This window comes from Pseudomonas sp. M5A4_2d (assembly GCF_053345295.1).
Window position 1 is genome coordinate 87745 of the sequence record NZ_JBKEZW010000001.1, and the last position, 21253, is coordinate 108997.

The window sequence follows — 21253 nt, forward strand, 5'->3', positions numbered from 1 at the left end:
TACAGTCAATCAATACGTCATCAATAACGCGGCGGAGGTTGGATGGATAGCGTGGATCTGAATGTCCTGCGCAGCGTGCTCCAATGGCGCCGCGCCGGGCAGCGAGTAGTGTTGTATAGCGTGGTCCAGACCTGGGGCAGTGCGCCGCGCCCACCGGGGGCGATGTTGGCCTTGCGCGGCGATGGTGTGGTAATCGGGTCGGTGTCCGGCGGCTGCATCGAGGATGACTTGATCGCGCGGTTGCAGGATGGCCGATTGGTGGATGACGGCCCGCCGGTACAGTTGGTGACCTACGGCGTTACCCGCGATGAGGCGGCGCGTTTTGGCCTGCCTTGTGGCGGTACGTTGCGCCTGACGGAAGAGCGCGTGGACGACTGGCGTTGGGTCGCTGAACTGCTGGAGCGTTGCGAGGCGCATGAAGTCGTCGCCCGAGAGCTGGACCTGGCCACCGGCATGGTGAGCTTGAGTGCTGCGAGCAAGACAGATGCGGTGACCTTCGATGGCGAACGCTTACGCGCCATCTACGGCCCACGCTGGCGCTTGTTGTTGATCGGTGCGGGGCAACTGTCGCGTTATGTGGCGGAAATGGCGCGGTTGCTGGATTTCGAAGTGCTGATCTGCGACCCGCGCGAAGAGTTCGTCCACGGTTGGGAAGAGCAACATGGCCGTTTTGTGCCAGGCATGCCCGATGAGGCGGTGCTGAATATCCAGACCGACGAGCGCACGGCCATCGTCTGCCTGACCCACGATCCGCGGTTGGACGACATGGCGTTGCTGACGGCGTTGAATTCCAGTGCGTTCTATATCGGCGCGCTCGGTTCGCGGCTTAATAGCCAAAAGCGCCGCGAGTACCTGGCTGCGCTGGGCTTGTCGCCGGAGGCGATCGCACGATTGCATGGGCCGATCGGTTTGCATATCGGCAGCCATACGCCGTCGGAGATTGCGTTGTCGTTGATGGCGGAAATTGTCGCGATCAAGAATGGCGTGGCGCCAGTGCAAAAAAAGCCACTGCCAATGGCGGTTGAATGACGGTCACAGCGATTGTGCTGGCGGCCGGGCAGGGAAGTCGTTTTCGGGCTGAGGCGGGCGCGGATCAGGATAAATTGCTGGCTGATTGCTTGGGGCGCGATGGCGTGACACGGCCGGTGATCGAACAGGTGCTGGTGAATTTGCCTGAGCACGTGGTGAAGCGCTGGGTCGTGACCTCGCCGGATCGCCTGGAGGTGATTCGCCTGGCGCAGGCCCATGGCTGCGACGTGTTGCTGCTGCACTCGGCCGGCATGGGTGACAGTCTCGCGGCAGCCGTTGCGGCCAGCGGTTCAGCGGAGGGTTGGCTCGTGGTGTTGGGGGATATGCCGTTTATTCAGTCCTCGAGTATCGAGCGGGTGATTGACGCGCTGGAGGAGAGTGGCATCAGCGTGCCCGTACATGCGGGTGAATATGGGCATCCGGTGGCGTTTGATCGTGCGTTTGGGCCGGGCTTGATGGCACTGGTCGGTGACCGTGGCGCCAAGCCGTTATTGGCCGGCGCGAAGGTTGTGGAGGTTCAGGTGCATGACCGTGGCGTGCTTTGGGATGTGGATCTGCCGCACAGGTTGAGTTTCAGCGCGGACTAAACGCGGGGGCGGGCATCTCGCCAATGCGCAGTGCCAGTCAATGAGTCTGGTGACTGATCCAGCGCTTTCGCGAGCAAGCCCGCTCCCACACGGGGATCTCCACAAGGCTTACGTTAATCGCCCATAAAAAAGCCCCGCCTGATCACTCAGGCGGGGCTTTTTAGTGGCGGATGGAATCAGACGAAGGGTTTAGGTTCGTGCTCTTCTTCCAAAGCCTTGTGCTCAACCACAGCTTCAACGACCGGGGCTGGCGCCTCGACCACTTCGGCAGCAGCCGGTGCGGCAGCGGCTGCAGCAGCGGCTGCTTCAGCTTCCTTGCGACGACGACGCACTTCACGTGGGTCGTTCGGCGCGCGGCCGTTATCGGTCAGGGCGCTGGCAGGAGCGGCTTCAACCACCGGAGCGGCGACCTCGGCAACCACTGGCTCAACCACTGGCGCTTCAACCACTGGCGCAGGCACCACGACCGGGGCAGCTTCAACCACGTCGGCAACCGGGGCCGATGCCTCTTCTGCCACTGGGGCAGGGGTTGGCGCTTCAACCGGTGCGGCTGGCTCGGCAGTCCACTGGAAGGCGGTCTGTTCTTCGCGAACTTCACGCACTGCCGGGGCAGCTTCTTCAACAACCGGTGCTTCAACGGCGGCTTCAACCACTGGCTGAGCTTCAACCACCGGTGCAGGCTCAACAGCAACCACTTCCACTTCTGGTTGGGCTTCGCGAACCGGCGCAACTTCCACTTCCGGAACCGCTGGGGCTTCGATCGGGGTGATTGCTTCGACTACAGGGGTTTCAACTGCCGGGGCTTCAGCGATTGGCGCTTCTACAGCTGCTGTCTCTTCGACGGCAGCAGTAGCGCGTTCAGCTTGCTCGTGAGCCTGGGCTTCAGCCGGTGCGCTGATAACGGTGCTGGCGACGGCAGCCGTCACAGCCAGGCCGGCAGCCAGTTCGGCGCCGGTTGGTTCTGCGGTTGCGGCTTCAGTGTGCTCGCCGGTCTCTTCCGAGCCTTCGATCACATTGCCATTGGCATCACGCTGACGCTCACGACGGTTGCTGCGACGACGCTGGCCACGGGAGCGGCGGCGTGGACGATCGCCTTCGGCGTTGTCCTGGCCATCTTCCTGCAACTGCTCTTCGCCGGTCAGCACTTCTTCATCTTCTTCGCTGGCGGCAGCGGCTTGCTCGGCGCGTGGTTGACGCTCTTCACGCGGTGGGCGCGGCTGGCGCTCTTCACGTGGGGCGCGTTCTTCACGCGGCTGGCGAGCCGGACGTTCTTCGCTGGCAGCTTCGGCAGCAACGGCCGGTGCGGCGTCCAGCGGCTCGCGCAGTTCACGCACACGTTCTTCGCGCTCGCCACGTGGCTTGCGATCTTCACGCGGTGCGCGCGGAGTACGTGGTGCGCGCTCTTCACGCGGTGCACGTTCTTCACGGGCTACGGTTGGGGTTTCTTCACGGGCTTCGCGAGGTGCACGCTCTTCACGTGGCGCGCGCTCTTCACGCGGTGCACGTTCTTCGCGAGGCTTGCGCTCTTCGTCACGGCGACCGTTGCGGTTACGGCTTTGCTGGCGACCGTTGCGACGTTCTTCGTTACGGGCCGGACGTTCGGCGGCTGGTTTTTCAACCACAACCGGAGCCACAGGCTCTTCTTTGGTGGCGAACAGGCTCACCAGCGACTTCACCAGGCCTTTGAACAGGCTTGGCTCAGGCATGGCGGCAGGGGCGGCAACCGGTGCAGCCACTTCGGTCGGAACCGGTGCATTGGCGCGCGCCGGTGCAGTCTTCACGGCAGCTTCCTGGCGAACCAGTGTGCGGGTTGCGGCGGCCGGCTGGACTTCTTCGACTTCCGCAGCGGCAGCAGCGATTTCGTAGCTGGACTGGCCGCTGTGAGCTTCCGGGCTGTCATCGCGCAGGCGCTGCACTTCGAAGTGCGGCGTTTCGAGGTGATCGTTCGGCAGGATGACGATACGGGCACGGGTGCGCAGTTCAATCTTGGTGATCGAGTTGCGTTTTTCGTTGAGCAGGAAGGCTGCAACCGGGATCGGCACTTGTGCGCGGACTTCGGCGGTGCGGTCTTTCAGGGCTTCTTCTTCGATCAGGCGCAGGATCGCCAGGGACAGCGATTCAACGTCACGGATGATGCCGGTGCCGTTGCAACGCGGGCAGACGATGCCGCTACTTTCACCCAGGGATGGGCGCAGGCGCTGACGGGACATTTCCAGCAGGCCGAAGCGCGAGATACGGCCAACTTGTACGCGGGCGCGGTCAGCTTCCAGGCATTCGCGGACTTTCTCTTCCACGGCGCGCTGGTTCTTGGCCGGGGTCATGTCGATGAAGTCGATCACGATCAGGCCGCCGATATCACGCAGGCGCAGCTGGCGGGCGATTTCTTCAGCCGCTTCCAGGTTGGTCTGCAGGGCGGTTTCTTCGATGTCGCTACCTTTGGTAGCGCGCGCCGAGTTGATGTCGATGGACACCAGGGCTTCGGTCGGGTCGATAACAATGGAGCCGCCGGAAGGCAGTTCGACGACGCGCTGGAAGGCGGTCTCGATCTGGCTTTCGATCTGAAAACGGTTGAACAGCGGAACGCTGTCTTCGTACAGCTTGATCTTGCTGGCGTACTGCGGCATCACCTGGCGGATAAAGGTCAGGGCTTCGTCCTGGGCTTCAACGCTGTCGATCAGCACTTCGCCGATGTCCTGGCGCAGGTAATCGCGGATGGCGCGGATGATCACGTTGCTTTCCTGGTAGATCAGGAATGGCGCGGAACGATCCAGGGACGCTTCTTTGATAGCGGTCCACAGTTGCAGCAGGTAGTCGAGGTCCCACTGCATTTCTTCGCTGCTGCGGCCAAGGCCGGCAGTGCGAACGATCAAGCCCATGTCGGCCGGTGCAACCAGGCCGTTCAGCGCTTCACGCAACTCGTTGCGCTCTTCGCCTTCGATGCGACGGGAAATGCCGCCGGCACGTGGGTTGTTCGGCATCAGGACCAGGTAACGGCCAGCCAGGCTGATGAACGTGGTCAGGGCTGCGCCCTTGTTGCCACGTTCTTCTTTTTCGACCTGAACGATGACTTCCTGGCCTTCGCTCAGGACGTCCTTGATGTTCACGCGGCCTTCAGGGGCTTTCTTGAAGTATTCGCGGGAGATTTCTTTGAGGGGCAGGAAGCCGTGGCGCTCGGAGCCGAAATCGACAAAGGCAGCCTCAAGGCTTGGTTCGATGCGAGTAATACGGCCTTTATAGATGTTGGCCTTCTTTTGCTCGCGTGCACCGGATTCGATGTCCAGGTCGTAGAGGCGTTGGCCATCTACCAGTGCAACACGCAACTCTTCGGGTTGAGTTGCGTTAATCAGCATTCTTTTCATGTTGTACCGTCGGTTTCCGGGCTGCCGGAAACGGCGTTCGGCACACACGACTTCTCACGGTCGGTGTCAGGTGCGTCAAGAGTGGTTGGCCACTCCAGTGTCCAGCAATACCCGCCAATGTGGGCCGGTATCGCGACGGACGCGTCCTGCTTGTTAGCGGTGGTGACAAAGGCACCACTTCAACAAAAGCTAAGGTCAGGAGGAGGAATCAACCGGCGACTGTGGACGAGATGAAGCGTCTAAATATAAGCCTAGTGCTACACGGTCCGACGGTTGTGCATCTCCACCCTACACGTATCCCTGATAATTCGGGTGCTGCCGCGCGCAGAATCCGCAGCGGGTTGGCATTTACCGTGTTCTCCAATGGGGAGTCCACGCTCATGGCTAAACAAGACTAGGTGTGGGCGATTGCGCTCTCACTCAGCTCTTAACAGGCGTTGTTTCCGAAGTATTCGCCATGGTCTGGCTCAAGACTGACTGCACTTTGTGAACTGGCCGTAAATATCGGCGCAGAACGCGAGTATTCACTCTGCTTTCTGCACTCGCTTCAGGCCTCATGTCACCTGCGCTTGTTACAATCTTGAGCCTTCCAAGGTGGCGAAAGCCCCGTAGGACGGCCTCGCGTCCTGATGAATTGCGATGGTCAGGGCCGGCAATTTGCCGCAAGTCCTCTGTCCAGGCCGCTTTTGGCGGCGTTCGCGACTATAGCAGCAATGATTAAGTGCTTCAATTCCATAAAAAATTGTTATCATCGCCGCCATGACGACTACCGCCCCCCAGACCCCCAGCGTCCAGCTGCTTGAGGTCTCGCCGGAATATGCCGGCCAACGCATTGACAACTTTCTCCTGGCCAGGCTCAAAGGCGTGCCCAAGACCTTGATCTACCGCATCTTGCGTAAAGGCGAAGTGCGCGTGAACAAGGGTCGGATCAAGCCCGAGTACAAGCTGCAGGCGGGCGATATCGTCCGTGTGCCGCCCGTGCGCGTGCCTGAGCGCGACGAGCCCGTGCCACTGGCCCAAGGCCTGTTGCAGCGCCTTGAAGCCTCGATTGTCTTCGAAGACAACAAACTGATCGTGATCAACAAGCCTTGCGGTATTGCGGTTCACGGTGGCAGCGGCCTGACGTTCGGCGTGATCGAGGCCTTTCGTCAGTTGCGGCCGGATGCCAAGGAGCTGGAACTGGTTCATCGCCTTGACCGTGACACGTCGGGCCTGTTGATGATCGCCAAAAAACGCAGCATGTTGCGCCACCTGCACACCGCCCTGCGTGGCGATGGCGTGGATAAGCGCTACATGGCGTTGGTACGGGGCAATTGGGCCAGTTCCATCAAGAGCGTCCGCGCGCCGTTGCAGAAGAGCAACCTGCGCTCCGGCGAGCGTATGGTCGAAGTGGACGAGGAGGGCAAAGAAGCCCTGACCCTGTTCAAGGTGCTGCGCCGTTTCGGCGACTTCGCCACCTTGGTCGAGGCCAAGCCGGTGACCGGTCGTACCCACCAGATTCGCGTGCATACGCTGCACGCCGGTCACTGCATTGCGGGCGACACCAAGTACGGCGACGAGGATTTCTCCAAGGAAATTCGCGACCTGGGCGGCAAGCGCCTGTTCCTGCACGCCTACATGCTGACGGTGCCGTTGCCCGATGGCGGTGAGCTGAAGCTGCAGGCACCGGTCGATGAGATGTGGGCCAAGACCGTGGAGCGTTTGAGTGTCGCACCTTGATTACAAGCTGCTGATCTTCGATTGGGACGGCACCCTGTGTAACTCCATTGGTCGGATTGTTGAAGCGATGCACATGGCCTCCACCCGTTCAGGCTTCGAGTTGTGCAGCGATCTGGCCGTCAAGGGCATTATCGGCCTGGGGTTACCTGAGGCGATCCGCACGTTGTACCCGCAAATCGGCGACGAAGAGCTGGTAGCGTTTCGGCAGCACTACGCTGATCACTACATCGCGCTGGAAGCTGAGCCTTCGCCGTTGTTTGAAGGCGTGCGGCAATCCCTGGAGGCGTTCCGCGCCGAGGGGTATCACCTCGCGGTCGCCACCGGCAAGGCCCGTCGTGGGCTGGATCGGGTGCTGCAGGCCCATGGCTTTGAAGATTATTTCGACATCACCCGTGCGGCGGATGAAACCGCCAGCAAACCCCATCCTCTGATGCTGGAGCAGATCCTGGCTCATTGCGGCGTCGCGCCGCGCCAGGCATTGATGGTGGGCGATGCTTCCTTCGATCTGATGATGGCGCGCAATGCCGGCATGGACAGCGTGGCGGTCAGCTATGGTGCCCAGGCGGCCGCTGCCTTGCAGCAATATGAGCCCAGGCTGACGATTGATCATTTTTCTGAACTGCAGGCCTGGCTCAGCCGGGCCCAATAAGTCTTTGCTGGGGTTAATGGCATGAGTGACGAGTGGAAAGCGCCCGAAAAGGCCGAGAGCGGTGATGACAAAAGCTGGAAGCTGCTGGAGAAGACGCTACTGGCCAGCGTCCAGGAGCAGCGCCGTTCCAGGCGTTGGGGGATTTTCTTCAAGCTGCTGACCTTTGTTTACCTGCTTGCCATGCTGGCGCTGTTCAGTCCGCTGATGGACATCGAGAAAGGCGCCACCCGTGGCAGCAACTACACCGCTTTGATCGAAGTTCGTGGGGTGATTGCCGACAAGGAGTCCGCCAGCGCCGACAATATCGTCAGCAGCCTGCGTGCTGCGTTTGAAGACCCCAAGGTCAAAGGCGTGATCCTGCGCATCAACAGTCCGGGTGGCAGCCCTGTGCAGTCGGGTTATGTGTATGACGAGATTCGGCGTCTGCGCGCATTGCATCCGGACATCAAGCTGTACGCAGTGATTTCCGACCTGGGCGCCTCGGGCGCCTATTACATCGCGAGCGCCGCTGACCAGATCTATGCCGACAAGGCCAGTCTGGTCGGCTCTATCGGTGTAACGGCGGCCGGTTACGGGTTTGTCGGCACCATGGAGAAGTTGGGTGTGGAGCGTCGCACCTACACCTCGGGTGAGCACAAGTCATTCCTGGACCCGTTCCAGCCGCAAAAAGCCGACGAGACCCAGTTCTGGCAGGGCGTGCTCGACACGACTCACCGTCAGTTCATTGCGAGCGTGAAGCAAGGGCGTGGGGATCGTCTGAAGGATAAAGACCATCCGGAGCTGTTCTCCGGGTTGGTGTGGTCGGGCGAGCAGGCGTTGCCGCTGGGTTTGATCGATGGCCTGGGCAGTGCCAGTTCGGTGGCGCGGGATGTGATTGGCGAGAAAGAGCTGGTGGATTTCACTGTTCAGGAGTCGCCGTTTGACCGCTTCTCCAAGAAGCTCGGCGCCAGCGTGGCAGAGAAACTGGCTTTGTACATGGGCTTTCAAGGCCCGACGCTGCGCTGAAATCTCAAGGCCTGTGTCGATAAATGTGGGAGGGGGCTTGCTCCCGATAGCAGTGGATCAGCCAGCTTATCTGTAACTGACTCGCCGCAATCGGGAGCAAGCCCCCTCCCACATTTGGTTTTGCGCTGGTTTTAAGGGATTTGCACGCCTTCAGCCAGCAGCATGTCCACCAGTCGAATCAGTGGCAGGCCGACGAGGCTGGTGGCATCCGCCCCTTCGGTGCTTTGAAACAGGCTCACACCCAGTCCTTCAGCCTTGAAGCTACCGGCGCAGTCGTAGGGCTGCTCAATGCGCAAGTAGCGCTCAATGCGCTGGGCGTCCAGCACACGCATGTGCACGGTAAACGCCACGCAGTCCACCTGGCAGTGCCCGGTCTCGCTGTTAAGCAGTGCAAGGCCCGTCAGGAAGCTCACGCGCTTGCCGCTGGCGGCAAGCAATTGTTCACGGGCGTTCTCGAAAGTATGCGGCTTGCCGATGATCCTGCCTTCCAGTGCGGCGACCTGATCGGAGCCAATAATCAAATGCCCGGGATGGCGGTCGGCGAGGGCGCGGGCTTTCTCTTCGGCCAGGCGCTTGACCAGCTCAATTGCGGACTCATTTGCACGATGGCTTTCGTCGATATCCGGCGAGCTGCAAATGAACGGCAGGTGCAGGCGGCTCAGCAATTCCCGGCGATAAACCGAGCTGGATGCGAGTAATAAAGGCAGCATTAGCGTCTCCTCAAGGCAGTCAGGGATTCTAGCGGGGCGACCAGCTGACGCACAGGGCTGAATTTCCTTTGACATGGCTGGGTGCATCCCTATAATGCTGCGCCTATGTTGAATGACCCGATTCCACCTCACGTTGACCCGCGCAAATTGGCAGATCGTGGCACTTCCCTTCAAGGTGAATTGCTGCTGGCCGATTTGGAGAGACTCTGCGACCCGCTTTCCGACACTGTCGGTACGGTGCAGGCCAAATTTGTTTTTGAACGAGATGAACGTAAATCTGTGGTAATCCACAGCTTTATCGACACCGAAGTCAAAATGGTTTGCCAGCGTTGTCTTGAGCTGGTCACCCTGCCGATCCACAGCGAATGCAGTTATGCCGTGGTGAAGGAGGGTGCGAATACCCAGTCGTTGCCGAAAGGTTATGACGTGCTGGAACTGGGCGAAGATCCTTTGGATCTGCATGCACTGATCGAGGAGGAGCTTTTGCTCGCCTTGCCCATTGTGCCTGCTCATCATCCGGAAGAATGCCAGCAGCCGGAGGGTCTCGATGACGAGGCCGAACCGAGCGAGGACGAGGTAACGCGGTCCAACCCGTTCAGTGTATTGGCGCAGTTAAAGCGTGACCCAAACGTTTAGGAGTTAATCAATTATGGCTGTTCAGCAGAACAAAAAATCCCGTTCCGCCCGTGACATGCGTCGTTCGCACGATGCCCTGACGGCGAGCACTCTGTCTGTAGAAAAAACCACCGGTGAAATTCACCTGCGTCACCACGTATCGCCAGAAGGCGTATACCGTGGTCGTAAAGTGATCGACAAGGGCGCTGACGAGTAATCACTTGTCTGCTCAAGTCATCGCGATTGACGCAATGGGCGGGGACTTCGGTCCCCGCAGCATTGTTCAGGCCTGCATTGCCAGCCTGTCTGCAACGCCCTCGCTGCACCTGACCCTCGTCGGTCAACCCCCCCTTCTTGAAGAATTGATTGCCAGCCATCCGGCGGTGGATCGCGCGCGCCTGACTGTTACAGCGGCCAGCGAAACCATCAGCATGGATGAAAAGCCGGCGGTCGCCCTTCGCGGCAAGCCTGATTCTTCAATGCGGGTGGCGCTTGAGTTGTTGCGTGATGGCAAGGTGCAAGCCTGTGTCAGTGCCGGCAACACCGGAGCGTTGATGGCGTTGTCGCGGCATGTGCTCAAGACGCTGCCCGGTATCGATCGGCCGGCGATGGTCGCGGCGATTCCCACGCAGAAAGGCTATTGCCAGTTGCTCGACCTGGGCGCAAACGTCGATTGCAGCGCCGAGCACTTGTTTCAGTTCGCTGTGATGGGCTCGGTGGCCGCAGAGGCGCTGGGTGTGGCTCGTCCGCGTGTGGCCCTGCTGAATATCGGCACCGAAGACATCAAGGGCAACCAACAGGTCAAGCTCGCTGCCAGCCTGTTGCAAGGGGCTCGAGGCTTGAATTACATCGGTTTCGTCGAAGGTGACGGTTTGTACCGGGGCGAGGCGGATGTGGTGGTGTGTGACGGGTTTGTCGGCAATATCCTGCTCAAGTCCAGCGAGGGCCTGGCGACAATGATCGCCACGCGTATCGAGGCCTTGTTCAAGCAGAACCTGGCGTCACGTTTGGTGGGCGCCCTGGCGCTGCCGTTGATGCGCCGCTTGCAGGCTGACCTCGCGCCGGCGCGGCACAACGGTGCAAGCTTTCTCGGGCTGCAGGGCATTGTGGTGAAAAGCCACGGCTCGGCCGGTGTGCAGGGCTTTCAGAGTGCGATTGCGCGAGCGCTGATCGAGATTCAGGAAAACCTGCCGCAACGCTTGCGCGGCCGTCTTGAGGATCTGTTGCCTTAGGCGAATTGGCCTGGGAGTGCTTAAATGTGACCGGCCAGTTCAATAGACCATCCAACTTGTCAGTTTCGTGCGCTCCCACCGTAGGGGCGCGCATTTTTGACGACCAGATCATTAGGGGCTTGTTACATGTCTACATCCCTCGCATTCGTCTTTCCAGGGCAGGGTTCGCAGTCCCTCGGCATGTTGGCCGAGCTGGGCGCGCAACATCCGCTGATCCTGGAAACCTTCAAGGAAGCTTCCGATGCCCTGGGTTACGACCTGTGGGCACTGACCCAGCAGGGGCCGGAAGAACAACTCAATCAAACCGATAAAACCCAGCCAGCCATCCTGACCGCTTCGATCGCCCTGTGGCGCTTGTGGCTGGCGGAAGGCGGCGCGCGCCCGGCTTACGTGGCCGGTCACAGCCTGGGCGAATACAGCGCGCTGGTGGCTGCGGGCAGCCTGACCCTCGCTGAAGCGGTCAAGCTGGTCGAGCGTCGTGGTCAGTTGATGCAAGAAGCCGTTCCGGCCGGGCAGGGCGGCATGGCCGCTATCCTGGGGCTGGACGATGCCGTTGTGATCGAGGCCTGCAGCGAGGCGGCCCAGGGCGACGTGGTCAGTGCAGTGAACTTCAACTCCCCTGGTCAGGTGGTGATCGCCGGCGCCAAGGCGGCTGTTGAGCGTGCCATCGAAGGCTGCAAGGCCCGTGGCGCCAAGCGCGCCTTGCCATTGCCGGTGAGCGTGCCGTCCCACTGTGAGCTGATGCGCCCGGCCGCCGAGCGTTTTGCCGAGTCCATCGCCGCCATCAATTGGCAGGCGCCGCAGATCCCGCTGGTGCAGAACGTCAGCGCGGCCGTGGCCGTCGACCTCGACACCCTCAAGCGCGACCTGCTGGAGCAACTCTACAAGCCGGTGCGTTGGGTCGAGTCGGTCCAGACCCTGGCTGCCAACGGCGCCACCGAGCTGGTTGAGTGTGGCCCGGGAAAGGTCCTGGCCGGCCTGAACAAGCGTTGCGCCGACGGCGTATCCACCGCCAACCTCAATACACCTGACGCCTTCGCTGCCGCTCGTGCGGCGCTGGCCTGAACCCTGAAATTAGGAGAAGCCTGCATGAGTCTGCAAGGTAAAGTTGCACTGGTTACCGGCGCCAGCCGTGGTATTGGCCAGGCGATTGCCCTCGAACTGGGCCGTCAGGGCGCTGTTGTGATCGGCACCGCTACTTCCGCTTCGGGTGCCGAGCGTATCGCCGCCACCTTGAAGGAAAACGGCGTGCAGGGCACCGGCCTTGAGCTGAACGTGACCAGTGATGAGTCGGTTGCTGCTGTATTGGCCCAGATCACTGCACAATTTGGCGCGCCGGCTATTCTGGTAAACAACGCTGGTATCACCCGCGACAACCTGATGATGCGTATGAAAGACGACGAGTGGTACGACGTGGTCGATACCAACTTGAACAGTCTGTTTCGCCTGTCTAAGGGGGTTTTGCGCGGCATGACCAAGGCGCGTTGGGGCCGAATTATCAATATTGGCTCTGTAGTGGGTGCCATGGGCAACGCAGGCCAAGTAAACTACGCAGCCGCCAAAGCCGGTCTGGAAGGTTTCAGTCGTGCATTGGCACGTGAAGTCGGTTCGCGGTCGATTACGGTCAACTCGGTAGCCCCAGGGTTCATCGACACCGATATGACCCGTGAACTGCCGGAAGCACAGCGTGAAGCTTTGCTGACACAGATTCCGCTGGGCCGTCTGGGCCAGGCTCAAGAGATCGCGAATGTGGTCACTTTCCTGGCATCCGACGGTGCGGCATACGTGACTGGGGCTACAATCCCGGTGAACGGCGGGATGTACATGAGTTAAATTGTGACGGATCGCTTCAAAAAAATGTCATACGAGCTGTCTAAAATCCGTTATAAAGCTGCAACTTAATTTATAGGCAGGTGGTCTGCCGGGTACAAGGGTGAAGCTTTCAGTTGAAAAGCTGAAAAGGCTTTCTATACACTTACCCACTGGCCAGCTGCCTGAATTTGTCCATTAGGAGTTAAACAAGGTATGAGCACCATCGAAGAGCGCGTCAAGAAAATCGTCGCCGAGCAACTGGGCGTTAAAGAAGAAGAAGTGACCAACACTGCTTCCTTCGTAGAAGACCTGGGTGCCGATTCCCTTGACACCGTTGAGCTGGTGATGGCTCTGGAAGAGGAATTCGAGACCGAAATCCCGGACGAAGAAGCTGAAAAAATCACTACCGTTCAAGCTGCTATCGACTACGTTACTGCCCACCAGGCGTAATAGTTTGTAGTCGTCGCTTGCTGTTAGGGAAAAACCGCACTGCTGTAACGGCGTGCGGTTTTTTCTTTAGCTCTGAAGCAAAGTGAGCTCTGAAGCAAAGTGTCGTCATCAAGAAAAAGGAGAGTGCTGTGTCGCGTAGACGCGTCGTAGTCACCGGTATGGGTATGTTGTCGCCACTGGGTACGGATGTGCCGAGCAGTTGGCAGGGCATTCTTGCTGGCCACAGTGGTATTGGTCTGATCGAACACACGGACCTTTCTGCCTATTCCACCCGTTTTGGCGGCTCGGTAAAGGGCTTCAATGTCGAGGAATATCTCTCGATCAAAGAATCCCGCAAACTCGACCTGTTCATTCAATACGGCCTGGCAGCCGGTTTTCAGGCGGTGCGTAATGCCGGCCTGGAAGTAACCGACGCCAACCGTGAGCGCATCGGCGTGGCCATGGGTTCGGGTATTGGCGGTTTGACCAATATCGAAGAAACCAGCCGCACCTTGCACGACTCCGGCCCCCGTCGAATTTCACCGTTCTTCGTGCCGGGCTCGATCATCAATATGATTTCCGGTTTCCTGTCGATCCACTTGGGCGCACAGGGACCTAACTACGCCATCGCCACGGCTTGCACTACAGGCACGCACTGCATCGGCATGGCCGCACGCAACATTGCCTATGACGAAGCCGACGTGATGATCGCCGGTGGCGCCGAAATGGCCGCCTGCGGGCTGGGCATGGGCGGCTTCGGCGCGTCCCGTGCGCTGTCGACTCGTAACGATGAGCCGACCCGGGCCAGCCGTCCGTGGGACAAGGGCCGTGACGGCTTTGTACTGTCCGACGGTGCCGGTGCGCTGGTACTGGAAGAGCTGGAGCACGCCAAAGCGCGTGGTGCCACGATCTACGCCGAGCTGATTGGCTTTGGTATGAGCGGCGACGCCTACCACATGACCTCGCCACCGGCCGACGGTGCCGGTGCTGCACGTTGCATCACCAACGCCTTGCGTGATGCGAAGGTCAACCCTGACCAGGTGCAGTACATCAACGCCCACGGCACCTCGACCCCGACCGGCGATTTGGCGGAAGCTGAAGCCATCAAGTCGGTGTTCGGCGAGCACGCGTACAAGCTGGCGGTCAGCTCCACCAAGTCCATGACCGGCCACCTGTTGGGTGCGGCGGGCGCGGTCGAAGCGATTTTCAGCGTGATGGCGATCAAGGACCAGGTCGCACCACCGACCATCAACCTTGATGAGCCGGATGAAGGCTGCGACCTGAACTTCGTGCCTCACGAAGCGCAGCCGATGCCGATCGACGTGGCGATTTCCAATTCGTTCGGTTTTGGTGGCACCAACGGTTCCCTGGTGTTCCGCCGGTTCGCTGAGTGATGCACAGCTGGGTCGACGGTCAGCCAGCGGACAGCGTGCCCCTGAAAGATCGCGGCCTGGCGTATGGCGACGGGCTGTTCGAGACCATTGCCGTCAAGGCCGGGCAGCCAGTGCTGCTCGACCGCCACCTGCAACGCCTCGCTGAGGGTTGCCGGCGCCTCGCCTTGGTTGCGGATCAAACGCTGATCCGCAGCGAAGTGTTGGCGTATGCCGCCGCCCTAGGCGACGGTGTACTCAAGTTGATCCTCACCCGTGGCGACAGCCTGCGCGGGTATGGAATCAATCCCGGCGCTCCGGTGCGCCGTATCTTGCAGGGCAGTCCGCCCGCTACCTATCCCCATGCCCACGGAACCGATGGCATCCGCCTGTTTCCGTGTGCTACTCGCTTGGCCGAGCAACCGTTGTTGGCCGGTCTCAAGCACCTTAATCGTCTGGAACAAGTGATCGCCCGCGCTGAGTGGCAAGATGCCGAACATGCCGAAGGCTTGATGCTGGATATGTCCGGACGCGTCATTGAGGGCGTTTTCAGCAATCTGTTTCTAGTGCGCAACGGCTTGTTACTAACCGCTGATCTGAATCGTTGTGGCGTTGCCGGAGTGATGCGCGCGGAGGTTCTGGCACAGGCACAGGCGCTGGGCATCCCGTTGGCCGTGGCCGACATCAGCCTTGAGCAGTTGCAGCAGGCTGACGAAGTCTTCGTGTGCAACAGCGTTTATGGCATTTGGCCGGTGCGTGGTTGCGCTGCGATGAGCTGGTCGGTTGGGCCGCTCACCCGTAAACTGCAGGGCATTGTTCGCGCGCTATTGGATATTTGAGTTGATACGAAAACTGGTTTTACTGCTGCAGATCGGCCTGGTCTCGGCAGGCTTGCTGCTGGGCTTCTCGGCCTGGAAGCTCGACTCTGCCTTGAAGCAGCCCCTGAATCTGACCCAGGAACAATTGCTCGATGTGCCTGCCGGGTCTACCCCGACGGGTACCTTCAATCGCCTTGAAGCCGACGGTGTGCTTGATGGCGCTTTCTGGTTACGCCTTTACTGGCGCTTCAACCTCGATGGCCAGCCGCTGCACAGCGGCGAATACCGCATGACGCCTGGCCTGACCGCTGAAGGCCTGATCGGTTTGTGGCAGCGTGGCGAAGTGGTGCAATACAGCCTGACGCTGGTGGAAGGCTGGAACTTCCGTCAGGTACGGTCGGCCCTGGCCAAGCACGAAAAGATCGTGCAGACCTTGTCGGGCCTGAGCGACAGCCAAGTGATGGACAAGCTCGGCCACCCTGGCGTGTTCCCTGAAGGGCGATTCTTCCCTGATACCTATCGCTTCGTGCGCGGCATGACCGATGTCGAATTCCTGAAAAAGGCCTACAACCGCCTCGACGACGTCCTTGCCCAGGAGTGGAGCAAGCGCGCCGCCGATGCGCCGTACACCGACCCTTACCAAGCGCTGATCATGGCCTCCCTGGTAGAGAAAGAGACCGGCGTACCGGAAGAGCGCGGGCAGATCGCCGGCGTATTCGTGCGCCGCATGAAGATCGGCATGCTGTTGCAGACCGATCCGACGGTGATCTATGGCCTGGGCGAACGCTACACCGGCAAGCTGACCCGCGCTCATCTCAAGGAAGCCAACCCCTACAACACCTACATGATCGCCGGCCTGCCGCCGACGCCGATCGCGATGGTCGGCCGCGAGGCGATCCACGCAGCGCTGAACCCGGTGTCGGGCAGCAGCCTGTACTTCGTCGCCCGCGGTGATGGCAGCCATATTTTCTCCGATGACCTGGATGCGCATAATGCCGCCGTGCGTGAGTTTCAGCTCAAGCGCCGGGCCGACTATCGCTCCAGCCCGGCGCCGGTGGTGAAACCATTGGAAGACCCGGTGGCTCCGGCCGATGCGCCGACCGAGCCTGCGCCGGCCACCGCCGCGCCGCAAAGCCCGCAATGACTCTGACTAAGGACTGCCTGTGACTGGCTTGTTTATTACCCTGGAAGGCCCGGAAGGCGCCGGCAAAAGCACCAACCGCGATTACCTGGCCGAGCGCTTGCGCGCCGAGGGTGTTGAAGTGGTGTTGACCCGTGAGCCTGGCGGCACGCCGTTGGCCGAACGCATTCGTGAAGTGCTGTTGGCTCCAGGTGAAGAACAGATGAACCCGGACACCGAGCTGCTGCTGGTGTTTGCTGCCCGTGCCCAGCACCTGGCTGAAGTGATCCGCCCGGCACTCGCGCGCGGCGCCGTGGTGATTTGCGATCGTTTTACCGATTCCACCTATGCCTACCAGGGCGGTGGCCGTGGCTTGTCCCTGGCGCGCATCGCTGCACTGGAAACCTTCGTCCAGGGCGATTTGCGCCCCGACCTGACCCTGCTGTTCGATCTGCCGGTGGAAGTCGGTATGGCGCGTGCCAGTGCCCGCGGTCGCCTGGACCGCTTCGAGCTGGAAGGGCATGCGTTCTTCGAAGCCGTGCGCTCTGCATTCCTCACGCTCGCCAAGGCTGAGCCGGCGCGTTACTCCCTGCTGGACGCGGCCCAGCCGCTGGCTCAGGTACAACACGCCATTGACGCTCTGCTACCCAAACTGCTGGAGCGCGCCCGTGGCTGAAGCCTATCCGTGGCAGGACAGTCTCTGGCAACAATTGGCCGGCCGCGCCCAGCATGCCCACGCCTATTTGCTGCACGGGCCGATCGGTATCGGCAAGCGCGCATTGGCCGAGCGGCTCATGGCCAGCCTGCTGTGCCAGCGCCCGGTCAATTTGGAAGCTTGCGGCGAGTGCAAATCCTGCCTGTTGCTCAAGGCCGGAAGCCACCCCGATAACTATTTGCTGGAACCCGAGGAAGCCGACAAGGCGATCAAGGTCGACCAGGTGCGTGACCTGGTCAGCTTTGTGGTGCAGACCGCGCAGATGGGCGGGCGCAAGGTGGTCCTGATCGAGCCGGTGGAAGCGATGAACATCAACGCCGCCAACGCTTTGCTCAAGAGCCTGGAAGAACCCTCGGGTGATACGGTGCTGTTGCTGGTGAGCCATCAGTCCAGCCGCTTGTTGCCGACCATTCGCAGCCGCTGTGTTCAACAGGCCTGCCCCTTGCCGAGCGAAGCCCTGAGCTTGCAGTGGCTGGCCCAGGCGCTGCCTGAGTGTTCGCAGGAAGAGCGGGTCGAGCTGCTGACCCTGGCCGCCGGTTCACCGCTGGCTGCCGTGAAGCTGCAGGCCCAAGGCGTGCGCGAGCAGCGCGCGCTGGTGGTGGAGGGCGTCAAAAAGCTGCTCAAGCAAGAGCAGTCCGCGACGCAACTGGCCGAAGGCGCCTGGAAAGACATTCCCTTGTTGTTGCTGTTCGACTGGTTCTGCGACTGGTCGAGCCTGATCCTGCGCTACCAGTTGACCCAGGATGAAAGCGGCTTGGGCCTGCCGGATATGCGCAAGGTGGTGCAGTACCTCGCGCAGAAAAGCGCGCAAGACAAGGTGCTGAATATTCAGGACTGGATTCTGGCCCAGCGCCAGAAGGTTCTCGGCAAAGCCAACCTCAACCGCGTGCTGTTGCTTGAAGCGCTGCTGGTGCAGTGGGTCGGCCTGCTCGGCCGCCGTTAATTTCAGTGGCCGACGGGTGTATCGTTGGCCGCATACTTTCCGTGACTCAACTTTCCGGACTCAAGTCGTAACTTCCTATGCTCGTAGATTCCCATTGCCACCTTGATCGCCTCGACCTTGCCCAGCACGGAGGCTCCCTCGATGCCGCCCTTGAGGCAGCGCGCCAGCGCGGAGTAGGGCACTTCTTGTGCATCGGCGTGAGCGCCGAAAACGCTGCCGACGTCAAAGCACTGGCCGATCGGTATGCCGATGTCGATTGCTCGGTAGGCATCCACCCGCTGGACCTCAAGCCCGGTGAAGCGCCGGCCCTCGATTGGCTATTGGGCGAACTCAACCACCCCCGTGTGGTGGCCATTGGCGAAACCGGCCTGGACTATCACTACGAGCCGGAGGCCGCCGAGTTGCAGCAGGCCTCGTTTCGCCTGCACCTGCACGCCGCGCAGCAAACCGGCAAGCCGGTGATCGTCCACACCCGCGGCGCCCGCGCCGACACGCTGACCCTGCTGCGCGAAGCGGCGTTGCCCCAGGCCGGCGTGCTGCACTGTTTCACCGAAGACTGGGACATGGCCAAGGCCGCCCTGGACCTGGGCTTCTACATTTCTCTGTCCGGTATCGTCACCTTCCGCAATGCCGACGCCTTGCGCGACGTTGCGCGCCAGGTGCCTGCCGACCGCCTGCTGGTGGAAACCGACTCGCCGTACCTGGCGCCGATCCCGCATCGCGGCAAGCCCAACCTGCCGGAATATGTGCGCGACGTGGCGGATTACCTGGCAATGCTGCGGGGTGAGTCGTACGAGCGCTTTGCCGAGCAGACCACCGAGAACTTCAAGCGGTTGTTCCCGCTGGCCCACGTCGCCGGGTAAAGCAGGCAAATCGCAGGCAAAAAAAACCCGGGTTCTGGGGGGTGAATCCGGGCTAAGACCATTAGGAGTAAAACAAGGGCACGCAGTCCGTCGGTACCCAGGTCGACGCGTCACTTGGGGGGAGATGCCACGTCGACAGTTCAAGTATTGATCAGTATCGGATTCAGTCCAGTCACATCTGATCGTTTTTTAAACAGATTTGGAATACGCGCGCTTCGCTTGAGTTCTCATTGCGCAGGTGCAAAGGGGCAGTTGTTGCGTATTATTTCTGACTGATATCAAGCAAATCGTTGGCGTGCTGAAAGTAAAGTGCGTCGCGGGTTCACATAGACGTTGCCCAACGACCGTTCAGTCGGGATAATCCCTCGCACCGGGTAAATCGTATCGCCACGTATCCATGGCCCTGCGCAACCCTCCCTATTTCGACCTTTACAGACCTCTTCCTCATGCACAAAGAACCCCGTAAGGTCCGTGAGTTTCGCCGCCGTGAGCAGGAAATTCTCGACACCGCACTCAAGTTATTCCTTGAACAAGGTGAAGACAGTGTCACCGTCGAGATGATTGCGGATGCCGTGGGTATCGGCAAAGGCACGATCTACAAGCACTTCAAATCCAAGGCCGAGATTTACCTGCGCCTGATGCTCGACTATGAGCGCGACTTGAACGAACTGCTGCATTCGGCTGACGTGGACAAGGACAAGGAAGCCCTGTCCCGCGCCTACTTCGAGTTCCGCATGCGTGATCCGCAGCGCTACCGCCTGTTCGACCGCCTGGAAGAGAAGGTGGTCAAAGGCCATCAGGTGCCGGAAATGGTCGAGGAACTGCACAAGATCCGCGCCTCGAACTTCGAACGCCTGACCTTGCTGATCAAGGGCCGCATCAGCGAAGGCAAGCTTGAAGATGTGCCGCCTTATTTCCACTATTGCGCTGCCTGGGCGTTGGTGCACGGCGCAGTTGCGCTGTACCACTCGCCGTTCTGGAGCAATGTGCTGGAAGATCAGGAAGGTTTCTTCCAGTTCCTGATGGATATCGGCGTGCGCATGGGCAACAAGCGCAAGCACAGCGCTGAACTGCCAGGCGCTGAGCCGAAGAGCGCCGACACCCCTGCTACTTAAGCTATTCCCGACAGTGATGGCGTAATGAATTACTGCCAGTTGCAGTACCCCAGGAATATACTCAGGCAAGGACCTTGCTAAAAGTTGATTTATAAGTCAGCTTTTAGCTCGCCCGTACAATCCTCTGCCGGAGTGATCCATGATCGTTGATCGTCAAGGCAGGCGGTTTCGCAATTTGCGGATCAGCCTGACCTCAGCCTGCAATTACGCATGTACCTACTGTGTGCCTAACGGCAAGCGGTTGGTGGCTGCCCAGGACGAACTCTCGGCTGAGGCCATGGCCCGTGGCGTGGCTTATCTGATCGAAGCGGCGGGTATCGAGCGCCTGCGCATCACCGGCGGCGAGCCGCTGGTCAGCCCCAAGCTGGAAGCCTTCATGGGCGCGGTGGGCGGGATGGGGCTCAGTGATATCAGCCTGACCACCAATGGCCAACTGCTCGCCCGCAAACTGCCACTGCTGGTGGACGCGGGCATTCGCCGCATCAACGTGTCCCTCGACACTTTGGACGCCGACGCTTTCCGCAGCATCGCCCGTGGCGGTGACTTGGCCACCGTGCTGGACGGTATGGACCAGGCCCGCGCTGCCGGGATCAAAATCAAAGTCAATATGGTGCCGTTGCGCGGGCAGAACCTCGACCAAGTGATGCCGCTGCTCGACTATTGCCTGGAACGCGGCTACGAGCTGCGTTTTATCGAACTGATGCGCATGGGCCACCTGGCCAAGGACTCCAATGCGTTCCTGCAGCAATTCGTCAGCCTGCAGCAATTGCTCAGCCTGATCGGCGAACACCACGAATACCTGCAAGCCAATGCGCCGGTGGACGCCACCGCGGTGCGCTACGAAGTGCCGGGCAAGGGCTTTTTTGGCGTGATCGCCAACGAAAGCGTGCCGTTTTGCCGTACCTGTTCGCGCCTGCGGCTGTCATCCACCGGCTGGTTGCATGGCTGCCTGTCGTCGAGCAACCGTCACTACGTCGGCGACCTGCTGGACAAACCGCGTCACCAGGCGTTGCCGGCCTTGCAAGGCTTGTTGGTGAAGGCGTTGGGCGATAAACAGGAAGTGGCCTTCTCCGGTGGTGCGACGATCATGAAGATCATCGGCGGCTAGCTCAAACTGGCGTCGACCCTGTGGGAGCGGGCCCGCTCGCACATTTGTTGTGTGT

At 60.5% G+C, this 21253-nt stretch carries 21 protein-coding genes; 19 read left to right on the top strand and 2 right to left on the bottom strand.

The genetic code is table 11. The features are described 5' to 3' along the window. Window positions 1-42 precede the first annotated feature (42 nt). Window positions 43-1029, top strand: coding sequence for an XdhC family protein (locus tag ACLBW8_RS00415; RefSeq protein WP_447804293.1), 987 nt, complete (start codon window positions 43-45; stop codon window positions 1027-1029). After that, window positions 1026-1616, top strand: coding sequence for a nucleotidyltransferase family protein (locus tag ACLBW8_RS00420; protein WP_447804294.1), 591 nt, complete (start codon window positions 1026-1028; stop codon window positions 1614-1616). The genes ACLBW8_RS00415 and ACLBW8_RS00420 overlap by 4 nt, the downstream gene beginning before the upstream one ends. Window positions 1617-1792: 176 nt before the next feature. On the opposite strand, the gene rne is transcribed toward ACLBW8_RS00420, so the two are convergent. After that, window positions 1793-4975: a ribonuclease E gene (rne, locus tag ACLBW8_RS00425; protein WP_447804295.1), complete on the bottom strand. Its 3183-nt coding sequence runs from the start codon at window positions 4973-4975 to the stop codon at window positions 1793-1795. Between the two features lie 759 nt (window positions 4976-5734). On the opposite strand from rne, the gene rluC reads away from it, so the two are divergent. From rluC to ACLBW8_RS00440, 3 genes are read left to right on the top strand one after another with little or no spacing between them, the layout of a single operon-like run. Then, entirely contained in the window at window positions 5735-6694 is a 960-nt protein-coding gene (gene rluC / locus ACLBW8_RS00430) for a 23S rRNA pseudouridine(955/2504/2580) synthase RluC (RefSeq protein ID WP_032886795.1), read from the top strand. Beyond that, complete coding sequence (locus tag ACLBW8_RS00435; protein WP_447804296.1) at window positions 6681-7343, top strand: HAD-IA family hydrolase; 663 nt, start codon at window positions 6681-6683, stop codon at window positions 7341-7343. The genes rluC and ACLBW8_RS00435 overlap by 14 nt, the downstream gene beginning before the upstream one ends. Window positions 7344-7364: 21 nt before the next feature. Continuing rightward, complete coding sequence (locus ACLBW8_RS00440) at window positions 7365-8348, top strand: S49 family peptidase (protein WP_064453759.1); 984 nt, start codon at window positions 7365-7367, stop codon at window positions 8346-8348. 131 nt (window positions 8349-8479) lie between these two features. On the opposite strand, the gene ACLBW8_RS00445 is transcribed toward ACLBW8_RS00440, so the two are convergent. Beyond that, on the bottom strand, window positions 8480-9058 hold the full coding sequence (locus tag ACLBW8_RS00445; protein ID WP_064453758.1) for a Maf family protein: 579 nt from the start codon (window positions 9056-9058) through the stop codon (window positions 8480-8482). 105 nt (window positions 9059-9163) lie between these two features. On the opposite strand from ACLBW8_RS00445, the gene ACLBW8_RS00450 reads away from it, so the two are divergent. The 14 genes from ACLBW8_RS00450 (at window position 9164) to ACLBW8_RS00515 (ending at window position 21198) form a co-directional block, all read left to right on the top strand. Beyond that, window positions 9164-9694 carry a YceD family protein gene (locus ACLBW8_RS00450; RefSeq protein WP_032886799.1) on the top strand — a complete coding sequence of 177 codons (531 nt, stop codon included), beginning with the start codon at window positions 9164-9166 and terminating at the stop codon, window positions 9692-9694. 13 nt (window positions 9695-9707) lie between these two features. Beyond that, complete coding sequence (gene rpmF / locus ACLBW8_RS00455) at window positions 9708-9890, top strand: 50S ribosomal protein L32 (RefSeq protein WP_008152339.1); 183 nt, start codon at window positions 9708-9710, stop codon at window positions 9888-9890. A gap of 4 nt (window positions 9891-9894) precedes the next feature. Then, window positions 9895-10905: a phosphate acyltransferase PlsX gene (gene plsX, locus ACLBW8_RS00460; protein ID WP_447804297.1), complete on the top strand. Its 1011-nt coding sequence runs from the start codon at window positions 9895-9897 to the stop codon at window positions 10903-10905. Window positions 10906-11031: 126 nt separating this feature from the next. Beyond that, on the top strand, window positions 11032-11970 hold the full coding sequence (fabD, locus tag ACLBW8_RS00465; protein WP_447804298.1) for an ACP S-malonyltransferase: 939 nt from the start codon (window positions 11032-11034) through the stop codon (window positions 11968-11970). A gap of 24 nt (window positions 11971-11994) precedes the next feature. Next, complete coding sequence (fabG, locus tag ACLBW8_RS00470; RefSeq protein ID WP_010566560.1) at window positions 11995-12738, top strand: 3-oxoacyl-ACP reductase FabG; 744 nt, start codon at window positions 11995-11997, stop codon at window positions 12736-12738. A 192-nt stretch (window positions 12739-12930) separates the two neighbouring features. Further along, window positions 12931-13167 carry an acyl carrier protein gene (gene acpP, locus ACLBW8_RS00475; protein ID WP_010566559.1) on the top strand — a complete coding sequence of 79 codons (237 nt, stop codon included), beginning with the start codon at window positions 12931-12933 and terminating at the stop codon, window positions 13165-13167. A 128-nt stretch (window positions 13168-13295) separates the two neighbouring features. Next, the gene (gene fabF, locus ACLBW8_RS00480) at window positions 13296-14540 is read left to right on the top strand and encodes a beta-ketoacyl-ACP synthase II (protein ID WP_053257561.1); all 1245 of its coding nucleotides are present in this window, start codon (window positions 13296-13298) and stop codon (window positions 14538-14540) included. Then, window positions 14540-15355 carry an aminodeoxychorismate lyase gene (gene pabC, locus ACLBW8_RS00485; RefSeq protein ID WP_432750944.1) on the top strand — a complete coding sequence of 272 codons (816 nt, stop codon included), beginning with the start codon at window positions 14540-14542 and terminating at the stop codon, window positions 15353-15355. Before fabF ends, pabC begins: the two co-directional genes overlap by 1 nt. Before the next feature lies 1 nt (window position 15356). Continuing rightward, window positions 15357-16478, top strand: a complete 1122-nt coding sequence (gene mltG / locus ACLBW8_RS00490) for an endolytic transglycosylase MltG (RefSeq protein ID WP_447804299.1) — start codon at window positions 15357-15359, stop codon at window positions 16476-16478. A gap of 19 nt (window positions 16479-16497) precedes the next feature. Continuing rightward, window positions 16498-17130: a dTMP kinase gene (gene tmk, locus ACLBW8_RS00495; protein WP_447804300.1), complete on the top strand. Its 633-nt coding sequence runs from the start codon at window positions 16498-16500 to the stop codon at window positions 17128-17130. Next, window positions 17123-18112 carry a DNA polymerase III subunit delta' gene (locus tag ACLBW8_RS00500; protein ID WP_064453752.1) on the top strand — a complete coding sequence of 330 codons (990 nt, stop codon included), beginning with the start codon at window positions 17123-17125 and terminating at the stop codon, window positions 18110-18112. Before tmk ends, ACLBW8_RS00500 begins: the two co-directional genes overlap by 8 nt. A gap of 77 nt (window positions 18113-18189) precedes the next feature. Then, a complete protein-coding gene (locus tag ACLBW8_RS00505; protein WP_221295477.1) occupies window positions 18190-18975 on the top strand; it encodes a TatD family hydrolase in 786 nt (261 codons plus the stop codon). Window positions 18976-19421: 446 nt separating this feature from the next. Beyond that, window positions 19422-20090 (top strand): TetR/AcrR family transcriptional regulator, encoded by a 669-nt coding sequence (locus ACLBW8_RS00510; protein ID WP_128588381.1) that lies wholly within the window; start codon window positions 19422-19424, stop codon window positions 20088-20090. A gap of 139 nt (window positions 20091-20229) precedes the next feature. Next, window positions 20230-21198: a GTP 3',8-cyclase MoaA gene (locus ACLBW8_RS00515; RefSeq protein ID WP_053257554.1), complete on the top strand. Its 969-nt coding sequence runs from the start codon at window positions 20230-20232 to the stop codon at window positions 21196-21198. The last annotated feature ends 55 nt before the right edge of the window (window positions 21199-21253 follow it).

Coding starts and splice junctions, on each gene's coding strand:
- ACLBW8_RS00415 (WP_447804293.1), top strand. CDS start 43: ATGGATAGCGTGGATCTGAATGTCCTGCGCAGCGTGCTCCAATGGCGC.
- ACLBW8_RS00420 (WP_447804294.1), top strand. CDS start 1,026: ATGACGGTCACAGCGATTGTGCTGGCGGCCGGGCAGGGAAGTCGTTTT.
- rne (WP_447804295.1), bottom strand. CDS start 4,975: ATGAAAAGAATGCTGATTAACGCAACTCAACCCGAAGAGTTGCGTGTT.
- rluC (WP_032886795.1), top strand. CDS start 5,735: ATGACGACTACCGCCCCCCAGACCCCCAGCGTCCAGCTGCTTGAGGTC.
- ACLBW8_RS00440 (WP_064453759.1), top strand. CDS start 7,365: ATGAGTGACGAGTGGAAAGCGCCCGAAAAGGCCGAGAGCGGTGATGAC.
- ACLBW8_RS00445 (WP_064453758.1), bottom strand. CDS start 9,058: ATGCTGCCTTTATTACTCGCATCCAGCTCGGTTTATCGCCGGGAATTG.
- ACLBW8_RS00450 (WP_032886799.1), top strand. CDS start 9,164: ATGTTGAATGACCCGATTCCACCTCACGTTGACCCGCGCAAATTGGCA.
- rpmF (WP_008152339.1), top strand. CDS start 9,708: ATGGCTGTTCAGCAGAACAAAAAATCCCGTTCCGCCCGTGACATGCGT.
- fabD (WP_447804298.1), top strand. CDS start 11,032: ATGTCTACATCCCTCGCATTCGTCTTTCCAGGGCAGGGTTCGCAGTCC.
- fabG (WP_010566560.1), top strand. CDS start 11,995: ATGAGTCTGCAAGGTAAAGTTGCACTGGTTACCGGCGCCAGCCGTGGT.
- acpP (WP_010566559.1), top strand. CDS start 12,931: ATGAGCACCATCGAAGAGCGCGTCAAGAAAATCGTCGCCGAGCAACTG.
- pabC (WP_432750944.1), top strand. CDS start 14,540: ATGCACAGCTGGGTCGACGGTCAGCCAGCGGACAGCGTGCCCCTGAAA.
- ACLBW8_RS00505 (WP_221295477.1), top strand. CDS start 18,190: ATGCTCGTAGATTCCCATTGCCACCTTGATCGCCTCGACCTTGCCCAG.
- ACLBW8_RS00510 (WP_128588381.1), top strand. CDS start 19,422: ATGCACAAAGAACCCCGTAAGGTCCGTGAGTTTCGCCGCCGTGAGCAG.
- ACLBW8_RS00515 (WP_053257554.1), top strand. CDS start 20,230: ATGATCGTTGATCGTCAAGGCAGGCGGTTTCGCAATTTGCGGATCAGC.